The organism is Secundilactobacillus paracollinoides DSM 15502 = JCM 11969 (assembly GCF_001311135.1).
GTDB lineage: Bacteria > Bacillota > Bacilli > Lactobacillales > Lactobacillaceae > Secundilactobacillus > Secundilactobacillus paracollinoides.
Genome location: NZ_BBAG01000084.1, coordinates 1 through 8,956 on the forward strand (window position 1 = coordinate 1; position 8,956 = coordinate 8,956).

Below are 8,956 nucleotides of genomic sequence, written 5' to 3' on the forward strand. Positions count from 1 at the left end.
ATGTTTTTATTTGAAATTGGAAAGAAAAAAAGCTCTCCAAAATGATATTCCAAAAGTGCTTATCAGAAAAAGATAACGGGGATTTAAGTCTATTCTCTGGTGTTTCTGGCGTTGGATTAATTTCATTATCTTTGTATGAACAGTCTGGTGATGAGAGTTTATTACAGGCTGCTGTTCTTGCGGGTAAAGAAATTACAAATAAATATAACCAGAATATAAAGCTTGTATCTTCCGATCCCTTTGGCATTCCAAATGGTATTTTAGGGGGGATGGTCAGGAATTGCTTTGTTTATGCTGGAACTATCTCTCTTATCAGGCAATGAAGAATTTAAAAAGACAGCAATTCAAATGATTCGACGTGAATTGGAAAATAACGTTTCTGTTGATGAAGAATTACACCTTGCGCAAGTGTCGGATTATTCGTTAGGAAAGGAACGACTGATTCCTTATCTTGGAGAAGGATCAGCAGGAATTGCTTTAACTCTGTTTGAATTTAATAAGATAGCTCAGTCATTTAATAGTGCGGCTGATCAAAAATTAATTGAAAATCTATGTAATGTAGATGAGACCTATTGTTCATATTCTTCAGGTATAACTAGGGGAATTGCTGGGTTTATTATTCTCGAAAATGCGAAAAAAGAATTGGGCTTAATTGATGATTATAACCTTTCAACTTTACGTAACTATTTAATGACATACAAAGACCACACGATAATTAGCCCTGGAAATTATGGATATCGTTGCTCAATGGACTTGTTTACCGGAAATTCGGGCCTGATTTTAACTTTAAGCGATCTTGATACAGGTTCATGGAACGGTTGGTTGCCTATAATACCCGGGAGTTTGTCAAACCTTTTCGGGGAAAATAAAGAATCCTAGTAAGAAATTATAGTATCAACAATTACAAAGTTAATACGAATTTTGAAGATGATTTTATCGGTGTATTCACTATTAGTGTAATGCCTTAATAACCGGTCAAATTGAAAGGGGGTGAGATGATGAATAAATTGATTAGTTTACAGAAGACTGCGATTGATGCAGATGTAACTCTGTTAAGACACGGTTCTTCAAAAATCAGTCTTGGTTGCCACAACATTAGTACAATCAGTCTTTATTTCTGCGAATAAGATTTGGAAAAGGATAGGGGTAGTATTATGAACAAATTGGTTAGCTTACAGAAAACAGCAATTGATGCAGATGTAACGTTGTTGAGACACGGTTCTTCGAAGATCAGCCTTGGCTGTCACAACATTAGCACAATTAGTCTCTATTTCTGTGAATAAATAAAACGCAAATAAGGACTAATGACCTGTACTAATTCAAAGAAATCTAAAATTGACATTAATGTAATTTTGTTAAGAGTAATTCTTCGAAGATAAAAGCTAGCATCACGGCAATAGCATCGTTATTCCTTATTTTTGTTTTGATTGTACTTGAGAGGGAATGAATAAATCCCCTCTTTTACATAGTGTTGGTCAGGAGGACAAACATGTACTTTATCAAAGAATTGATTGAAAAGCACAAGTTTCTTATGATTTGTTCGCTTTGTTTAATCATTATATATTCATTTAATGGTGTACTAATTTCATCCCTAGTTTACTATGCTGGAAAATTTAACGCTCACACAAGTTTAAAGTCTGTCTTGATTTATCTTGTACTTGCACTAGCTGCTTGGGGTGTGATTTATTTTGCTCAATTTCTTTTATCTGTAGTACAAAGTAAGGTCATAAAAGAAGTGAACATAAGCCTGAAAGGTGAAGTAATCACCAACACATGGTTTGCTAACGGAAAACATGAAAATTCAGCGGATATTATTTCGCTTTTGATGAATGATTTTAAACTGTTGGAAACGAATTATCTGACAGAGTTCTTTGAAATTATTGAAAATTTATTCTTACTGATAGTTTCGTTGGCATATATGCTAATTCTTAATAGGCTTGTAGCTCTTGTATTTATAGCCTTTTCATTTCTTCCGCTAGTAACACCAATTTTATTTTCTAAGAGGTTGAACTTGGCAGCCTCAAATTGGACAAAGAAAAACGATGCGCTCATTACAAAAGTGAAAGATTTTTATCAGGGATATTCAACGTTCCGAACATATGGAGTCCAAAAGCGTATTTACAGTATTCTTTATGGCAGAGTTGTTGATGTAGAAGATGGACAGTATCACCTTTCTGTAAGACAGTCGGGAGCCCAACTGGCTGGATCTTTGGTTGCAGGAATTGGTTTTATTGTTCCATTCTCTATTGGGTGTCTTCTAATTATTTCAACAAACTCGTTTACGTTTACTACTTTACTAGCAATTTTTCTCGCAAATGATCGTGTTATCAGTCCTGTTATGAGCATGGTTTCAAGTTTTAACCAGATGGAATCAACGGCTACTATTAGGAAGAAAATTCTACAAATCATTAATAAAAAGCCTAGCTTATATGAAAGAAATGATAGCAGTTCTGAACCTCAATCGGACAACGAAGAGAGTAAATTTGAGGCTCGTAATATGTACTTTAGAATTAGCGAAAGTAAATCTATCTCCTTTGATTTGAAAGTAAATAATACCGATAAGATTTTGATATTTGGAGAATCGGGCATAGGAAAAAGTACTTTATTAAAAACTTTAAACGGTGATGTCAATGCTGATTCTGGTAACTATATAGAAATTAAAAATAATGATGCTATTGTACGGAATCCGACTGAAGATGTTGCGTATATCAATCAAAATCCATATATTTATAAGGCAAATATTGCAGACAATATTTCGCTATTTAATTCTGAAGCACAATTAGATAAGTTAAAGTCTGCGTTTACCGAAGCGCGGCTGACAACTGACTATGAGTTGTCGGATATGTTTCAAATAAACCTTGGAGAAAATGGATCTATGCTATCTGGTGGACAAAGGCAAAAGGTTGAAGTAGCTCGAGCGTTGTTTGCAAATAAATATTTAATATTGGCTGATGAAGTGACCGCGAATTTAGATAGTGAAAATGCAAAGGAAATCAGGAATTTACTTTTTAGATTATCTCAACCGGTTATTGAGGTGGCGCATCATTATGATATAAACGATAAAAGGTATACAAAGATTTATAATCTTCAAAATAATGGAACTTTAGTCCAAATCAAGTAGGTGAACAGTTTATGGAAGCAGCGTTACTGCAAATTTCGGGGTTAACCAAAACATACAATAAAAGGACCATATTAGATAATATCAATATGTCCGTGCAAGAAGGGACGATTGTCGGCCTAGTCGGACCAAATGGGGTTGGCAAAACAACCCTAATGAAATGCATCCTGGAATTAACACCTTTTTCTCAGGGGGAAATTGTCGTCAATGGCCAAACGATCACTGCCAGGAAAAAACCAAAGATAACTGAAATTGGTGCCTTGATCGAAAGTCCAGGACTATACACTTATCTGTCAGGAATGGATAACATTAGACTTTATACGAACGATGTCGATGAGGCACTTCTGGAACGCGTGATTACGATCTTCAAAATGGACCATTACATTCAAAAGAAAGTTTCCGGTTACTCATTAGGCATGCGACAAAAGGTTGGTATCTTACAGGCCATCATTACGGGGAAAAGGGTTGTGATTTTAGATGAACCGATCAATGGGCTTGATCCACAGTCTGTCGTGGATTTTAGAACCATCATCCAAGACTTAGCCGCGACAGGGGTCACCTTTTTAATCTCTAGTCATCTCATTAGTGAATTAGAAAGGTTAGCGGACAACCTTTATATTTTAAACAACGGCGGTCATCTTGAAGCATTCGATATTCGTGGTGGTGACGCTAATCATTGGTTTGAATTGGCAACGACAAATAACAACAAGCTGCTGACTGAGTTGACGCGAGCAACAATTTCATCTCATCAGGCCAATGGTCGCGTTGTCGTGAATCTCGCTACCGAAGCCACGACTAAAACGGTATTCAATATTATTGCCGCTAACCATATCGAAGTGACCGAAATCAGGCAAACGGATGATGATTTAGAGATGCAAATTTTAGATCAGATGAAACGAGGGAAATAGGATGGTGCATGGCATTGGTCTTGAGCTTTACAAATTACGAAGTCGCAAAGATGTTAGACTTATTTTACTAGTCATTAGTGTTTTTTACCTTGTCATGGTGGGCGTTACGGCTATAAAACCAGCTTATTTTGGTACCAAATTTATGGTCGAAAATTCGTTTTCCACGTTACAGTTCATCCCACTGATCGTTATGGTTTTTGCAGCGGATCTGATGTCCTCAGAATTTCAGCAGGGCACCATTAAGAATCTAATTATTGCGGCTAAATCGCGACTACAGATCATTGCCTCAAAGGCGGTTGCGTTGATTATCGTTATTGGCCTCATGTATTTAGGTATTTTTTTCCTGGATACCATTGTCAGTGGTGCCCTATTCCACGAGGCGTTCCAATCGATCATCATGAAGGACACATTTCTTTGGATCTTGGGTTCGGCATTTGAAACACTGTTACTTGGGTCGTTTGTCTTCTTTCTGTCAGTGATCTCTAAAACACCTGCGATACCAGTGGCCATTGGGGTATTGGTCTACTTAATGGTCGGGTTGATTGATGGGGCAAACTTCTCGTTGATCGCTAAATTAAGCCTATTAAAATGGAATATCGTCAACATGTTAAATTTCAAAGCGCAACTGATCAGTCATTCTTTGCAAACACAGACGGGGTTAAGTATCACTAATTTCGTTGTGGGTATTGTTGTGTATGTGGCGCTCTTTTTAGTTGCTAGTTATCTGGTCTTTAAAAATAAATCTGTGTAAGAGGTGAAGGACTCATGAAACACGGCTATCTCATCACCAACCTCATTTTGGCGGTGATCTTCATTTTACTATCTGCGGTAATTTTCCTGCGTAAAACGGATGGGGCGGGTCTGGCACAATCGCCGCATTTACGATTGGTCACATTCGTTGTGCTCGTTATCTTCTTTGCACTTATTGTAGTAGGTGAGCTGATCGTATTTGCCGTTTCGCATCGCAGACGGGTCTAAGTCACTTGAGATGAATTAAAAACGACCATGCAGCCTCATTAGGTAAACGCTAATGAGGCTGCATGGTCGTTTTTGAATCGTACGAGTTACGGCGGTGAGTAGCTAATACCCATATGACCCGCAAGATTATGCTGAATAGTTCTTAATCAGGCTACTTGATGTTGTATTGTTAATCCCTTTCTTGATGTAAAATAAAATTAATCAGGGGACGATTATCTTTAAATCAGGAGGGTCAATCATGCACAAAACAATAAAATATCTTGCCACAATAGCAGGTATTCTGGCAACGATGACGGTGGCTGTTAACACAATCCAAACAAAAGCCAGCGCCAGTTCGTATCAAATCATCAAGACAAAGTATTATTCACACGCTCCAAAATTTCATGCCAAGAATAAAACGCAAAATGCTTACCTTTGGAATAAGACACACACAAAGAAACTGCACAATATCAAAAACTATCCCAACTCTATTTGGACGCTGACTAAGAGTGAAATTGTCCGCAAGGACGCGGTTTACTACTACGTTACAGCAGCATCACCTAATAAGCGGTATCATACGCCAGTTAACGGCCGTATCTGGCGAGGGTACCTCACCAAAGGGTATAACCAGAATTACGCCGTTTGGAATAATTTATTTGTAATACCAGGTAACCATGACTTTGTCTCGGATACAGACTACGCAAACTACATTCAAAAATCTCCTTCACAAGCGCTGACACGAAAGGTACTCGCGATGTTTCCGAATTCAAAAGTGTCCATCGATCTGAGTGAGAATCTGGTTGATTCAAAATATTATAGTAACGCGTTTACGGACACCATTTCGTTGCCGAGCGTCAATACTTATTTTGATCCAACAAAGTACACGAACCTCTCTACCAATCAACGAGCTGCAGCAATTGAACAAGCGTTGAATGATGCAGGTTATACGCAAGCCAAGCGGGATGCGATGAGTAATTATAAGATTGGGATTTACTATTGTACAAGGCTGGTGGATGTCGACGAGGTTGAATTTGGACTTCAGTTAGCGATTCCAGCAAATTAAGTTAAATAACGTCATCGGATATTGACTAAACTTACGGTCAATATCAGATGACGTTATTTTTGTGAGAAAATTTAGTTTACTGCTGTCTGATTCGCACTCTTATAAGCTTGAATCTGACAGGCCAATTGGCTCATTTGTTCTAATCCCATTAAGCTGTGGGTTTAAGTAACAATACCAGCGCAGACCCAAAGTACTTTGAAGTAGAAGGATAGCTGATACCGCAATGTGCCATCCAGAAAAGTCGTTAATTGTTTTTCCCTTAATGAGTGAGTAGAATACTTGGCCCTTATCTTTCAACTGTGCGGTTAAGTTCTCAGTTAACAGTTGTTTTGAATAAGCATCATATGAGATCTTGCCAGCCTTTAATTCCGATAATAACGTTGCATTATCAAAGTAATCAAAGCCAAGCATCGCAAAGTTTGACTGCTCGTTCTTGGGTAGCGCTTCTTGCATATTTGCATAGACGTCGCCATCATGAGCAATGTTGCTATCAGCAATTTTTTGAAGACTAGCATCATATACTGTACCTGGTAATACATTCATGACCTGCTTTACAATTTCTGCTTCAGACAGTGACGCCCTTGTTGGAGTTGCTGATGACTTGTAGGCACCTTTGGTTAAGTAGTTGCGCCAAACGTATCCGCTAACTGAGTTACTTTTATTTTGGATATAGTAGAAAATTCCGGTTTTTTTACCATTAGTTAATTTAACGCTTTTTTTACGTACCAAGTTGTTCGTGGATAGTTTTTTAAGTTATGAAGTTTCTTCGTCAGTGTGCTGTTCCACATGTAGACACTCTTAGTTGCGTTTTTAACATGATAGGCCGGGGTTGATTTGGCATAGCTTTTTGTTGTAACTGTTCGGTAGGCAGTACTGGCTGAAACGTTTTGCGTTGTGAATCCTAAGTATAAGACCAAACTTGCGAAAGCAAGCTCGGCAATAAGTGTCTTTTTCATACGTGTCATCCCTTCTCTATAACTGAATTTTAACATAGGTAACTACCAAAACACCTTTTGGATTTTCTCTTTGGTACATAATCCGGGTATTTTTTATGTGTTTAAAAAAATTCAGCCTGAGACTTTGTCCGCATATCTAGATATTTAACATAGCAAAATCTGTGTTATACTAGTTTCAATCAAAGAGGGAGTGTCCATTATGAGTCATACAATTGGTAGAAAAATCAGAATCATTGCAGTAATGGTTGCGCTATTTGGAATTGGCCTAATTACTAATAGCGTCAGTGCACATGCGGCCTACTTCAATTATTATCAGAATAACCAACCAAAAAAATTACATAAGACGTACACCAGCAAGAAAAGTTATTCAGTAAAAAAGACATTTACGTTTGACACCAACTATAAGCTAAAGATCAATAATGTTTATCTTTATCAAGTGTCCAAAAAACATTCTAACTATCCGACTTGGGCCAAGATAACGGGAACTGCCTATAATAATACTGATAATGGGTATTACCGTTTTGGGGCAATCAGTGCATTTGACGGTATTGTCACAAATTACGTCGCACGATTGTACCCGGTTAGTAATGCCGAACCAAACCATTTTGCTTTTTCACAAGCAACCAGTTTAAGTCCAAAGATGTTCAACATTAAAACTAATGGCACTTATACAGATTTTCTTGGTCCGCATAAGTCTGAGAAATTTGAATTGTTACTGCATTCGAAGAAGACGGTGACTAAGCAGGGTGAGACTAGTCTTAGGTTGAATACAATTTGCATTAATTCAACTGGCAATAATGACCCAGGGTATGCTTGGGTAAACGTTAATTTAAAGTAGTTTGATCATTAAAAGAGACTGTCCATATGTTTGTGGACAGTCTCTTTTAATTAGTTTAATTCGATTAAATAATGGGTGATATGACGGCTAATTACTTTTCAATACCGGTTATGAATCCTTGTTCCATCATCCATCTGCCAGGAGTGAAACGTGAAGTTGTTAATGTAAATACCGATGACGAGTTTTTGGTTCCGTACACTAGTGGTATAGCCATTAGCTGCTAAATAAGCTTTGATTTTTGTGTACCTTTGGGCATTGGATGACGTGTTTTTCGTATTGAGATACGTATCTAATGAATTAATCCGTTTTATCGATTGGATATTGGTGATGTTATAAGTGTTTTTGTTGTACTTTAATGATGCCAGACTTAAATCAAGAGAGACAGTACTGTTGGGGAATAAGGCAAGTATCTTTCTAGTTAGTGCCTGAGATGGCGATTTTTTGATATAGGTTTGATACTCTGTTGAATTTCCAAAGTGCATAATATCTTCGTTATTGATCAGCTTGTAATTCGGATTGTGCCCGTTTGTAAGGTACTTATGCCATACATATCCACCAGCTAACTTAGTATCTTTTTCTGGAGAAATTGGATAGATATGATAATAAACAGATTTTTGGCCATTATGACTGAAGGTTGTAATGGCATTAACAGAGTATGTTGTGGCTGGATAGTTTTTTAAGTTATAGCGAACTTTTGTATGGTTTAGATTCCAAACGTAGATGGATTTGCTAAAGCTTGAAGCATGGACCAGCAATTGTGACGAATACTCTGGATGTGTGTATGTCGTTTTAAGTGTTTTATAGGCGCTAGCATGTGACTGTAACGGATTGAGGACCGTACTTGCGCTGATGGTGCATTGCATAATAGCTATTGTGATATTTTCTTGAGTTTCATAGCTATTTTTCTCCCCTGAAAATTGAATATGTTAGAGTCTTGTAACAGAAAGTCTCCTAAACTTACTGTAACTTTTCGTAATCGGATGATATTAATCTCACCCTTAGCATTCAATACATAAGACACTGTGTTCAATGATTTATTATATATTCATTAAATAAAAACCATTTAACGATTACATAATAATACAAATAGTCTTTGAAATATTTCGAAGAGTGTTT

12 protein-coding genes are annotated in these 8,956 nt (G+C 37.2%); 10 read left to right on the forward strand and 2 right to left on the reverse strand.

Translation table 11 applies throughout. From position 1 onward, the window contains the following. Positions 1-41 precede the first annotated feature (41 nt). From JCM11969_RS17930 to JCM11969_RS15150, 9 genes are all read left to right on the forward strand, one after another. Entirely contained in the window at positions 42-323 is a 282-nt protein-coding gene (locus JCM11969_RS17930; RefSeq protein ID WP_156319400.1) for a glycoside hydrolase family protein, read from the forward strand. Beyond that, positions 292-879 carry a glycoside hydrolase family protein gene (locus tag JCM11969_RS15125; protein WP_054712506.1) on the forward strand — a complete coding sequence of 196 codons (588 nt, stop codon included), beginning with the start codon at positions 292-294 and terminating at the stop codon, positions 877-879. The genes JCM11969_RS17930 and JCM11969_RS15125 overlap by 32 nt, the downstream gene beginning before the upstream one ends. 119 nt (positions 880-998) lie before the next feature. Further along, positions 999-1,127, forward strand: coding sequence for a class III lanthipeptide (locus JCM11969_RS20560; protein ID WP_191982556.1), 129 nt, complete (start codon positions 999-1,001; stop codon positions 1,125-1,127). A gap of 27 nt (positions 1,128-1,154) precedes the next feature. After that, entirely contained in the window at positions 1,155-1,283 is a 129-nt protein-coding gene (locus JCM11969_RS20565) for a class III lanthipeptide (RefSeq protein WP_191982282.1), read from the forward strand. A 206-nt stretch (positions 1,284-1,489) separates the two neighbouring features. Beyond that, entirely contained in the window at positions 1,490-3,121 is a 1,632-nt protein-coding gene (locus JCM11969_RS15130; protein WP_054712507.1) for an ATP-binding cassette domain-containing protein, read from the forward strand. An 11-nt stretch (positions 3,122-3,132) separates the two neighbouring features. Further along, complete coding sequence (locus JCM11969_RS15135) at positions 3,133-4,026, forward strand: ABC transporter ATP-binding protein (protein ID WP_054712508.1); 894 nt, start codon at positions 3,133-3,135, stop codon at positions 4,024-4,026. 1 nt (position 4,027) lies between these two features. Next, complete coding sequence (locus JCM11969_RS15140; RefSeq protein WP_054712511.1) at positions 4,028-4,777, forward strand: DUF2705 family protein; 750 nt, start codon at positions 4,028-4,030, stop codon at positions 4,775-4,777. A gap of 14 nt (positions 4,778-4,791) precedes the next feature. Continuing rightward, positions 4,792-5,004, forward strand: a complete 213-nt coding sequence (locus JCM11969_RS15145) for a DUF3923 family protein (RefSeq protein WP_054712514.1) — start codon at positions 4,792-4,794, stop codon at positions 5,002-5,004. 238 nt (positions 5,005-5,242) lie between these two features. Then, positions 5,243-6,046, forward strand: a complete 804-nt coding sequence (locus JCM11969_RS15150) for a hypothetical protein (protein ID WP_054712517.1) — start codon at positions 5,243-5,245, stop codon at positions 6,044-6,046. A gap of 99 nt (positions 6,047-6,145) precedes the next feature. On the opposite strand, the gene JCM11969_RS15155 is transcribed toward JCM11969_RS15150, so the two are convergent. Continuing rightward, positions 6,146-6,775 carry a hypothetical protein gene (locus JCM11969_RS15155; RefSeq protein ID WP_054712519.1) on the reverse strand — a complete coding sequence of 210 codons (630 nt, stop codon included), beginning with the start codon at positions 6,773-6,775 and terminating at the stop codon, positions 6,146-6,148. A 426-nt stretch (positions 6,776-7,201) separates the two neighbouring features. Here JCM11969_RS15155 and JCM11969_RS15165 point away from each other — a divergent pair, with 426 nt between their 5' ends. Further along, positions 7,202-7,840, forward strand: a complete 639-nt coding sequence (locus tag JCM11969_RS15165; protein WP_054712525.1) for a hypothetical protein — start codon at positions 7,202-7,204, stop codon at positions 7,838-7,840. 98 nt (positions 7,841-7,938) lie between these two features. On the opposite strand, the gene JCM11969_RS15170 is transcribed toward JCM11969_RS15165, so the two are convergent. Beyond that, positions 7,939-8,703, reverse strand: coding sequence for a hypothetical protein (locus JCM11969_RS15170; protein WP_162231485.1), 765 nt, complete (start codon positions 8,701-8,703; stop codon positions 7,939-7,941). Between the last annotated feature and the right edge of the window lie 253 nt (positions 8,704-8,956).

Excerpts from the sequence above, each read along its gene's own strand:
- JCM11969_RS17930 (WP_156319400.1), top strand. The coding sequence starts at position 42 with ATGATATTCCAAAAGTGCTTATCAGAAAAAGATAACGGGGATTTAAGT.
- JCM11969_RS15125 (WP_054712506.1), top strand. The coding sequence starts at position 292 with ATGCTGGAACTATCTCTCTTATCAGGCAATGAAGAATTTAAAAAGACA.
- JCM11969_RS20560 (WP_191982556.1), top strand. The coding sequence starts at position 999 with ATGAATAAATTGATTAGTTTACAGAAGACTGCGATTGATGCAGATGTA.
- JCM11969_RS20565 (WP_191982282.1), top strand. The coding sequence starts at position 1,155 with ATGAACAAATTGGTTAGCTTACAGAAAACAGCAATTGATGCAGATGTA.
- JCM11969_RS15130 (WP_054712507.1), top strand. The coding sequence starts at position 1,490 with ATGTACTTTATCAAAGAATTGATTGAAAAGCACAAGTTTCTTATGATT.
- JCM11969_RS15135 (WP_054712508.1), top strand. The coding sequence starts at position 3,133 with ATGGAAGCAGCGTTACTGCAAATTTCGGGGTTAACCAAAACATACAAT.
- JCM11969_RS15140 (WP_054712511.1), top strand. The coding sequence starts at position 4,028 with ATGGTGCATGGCATTGGTCTTGAGCTTTACAAATTACGAAGTCGCAAA.
- JCM11969_RS15145 (WP_054712514.1), top strand. The coding sequence starts at position 4,792 with ATGAAACACGGCTATCTCATCACCAACCTCATTTTGGCGGTGATCTTC.
- JCM11969_RS15150 (WP_054712517.1), top strand. The coding sequence starts at position 5,243 with ATGCACAAAACAATAAAATATCTTGCCACAATAGCAGGTATTCTGGCA.
- JCM11969_RS15165 (WP_054712525.1), top strand. The coding sequence starts at position 7,202 with ATGAGTCATACAATTGGTAGAAAAATCAGAATCATTGCAGTAATGGTT.
- JCM11969_RS15170 (WP_162231485.1), bottom strand. The coding sequence starts at position 8,703 with ATGCAATGCACCATCAGCGCAAGTACGGTCCTCAATCCGTTACAGTCA.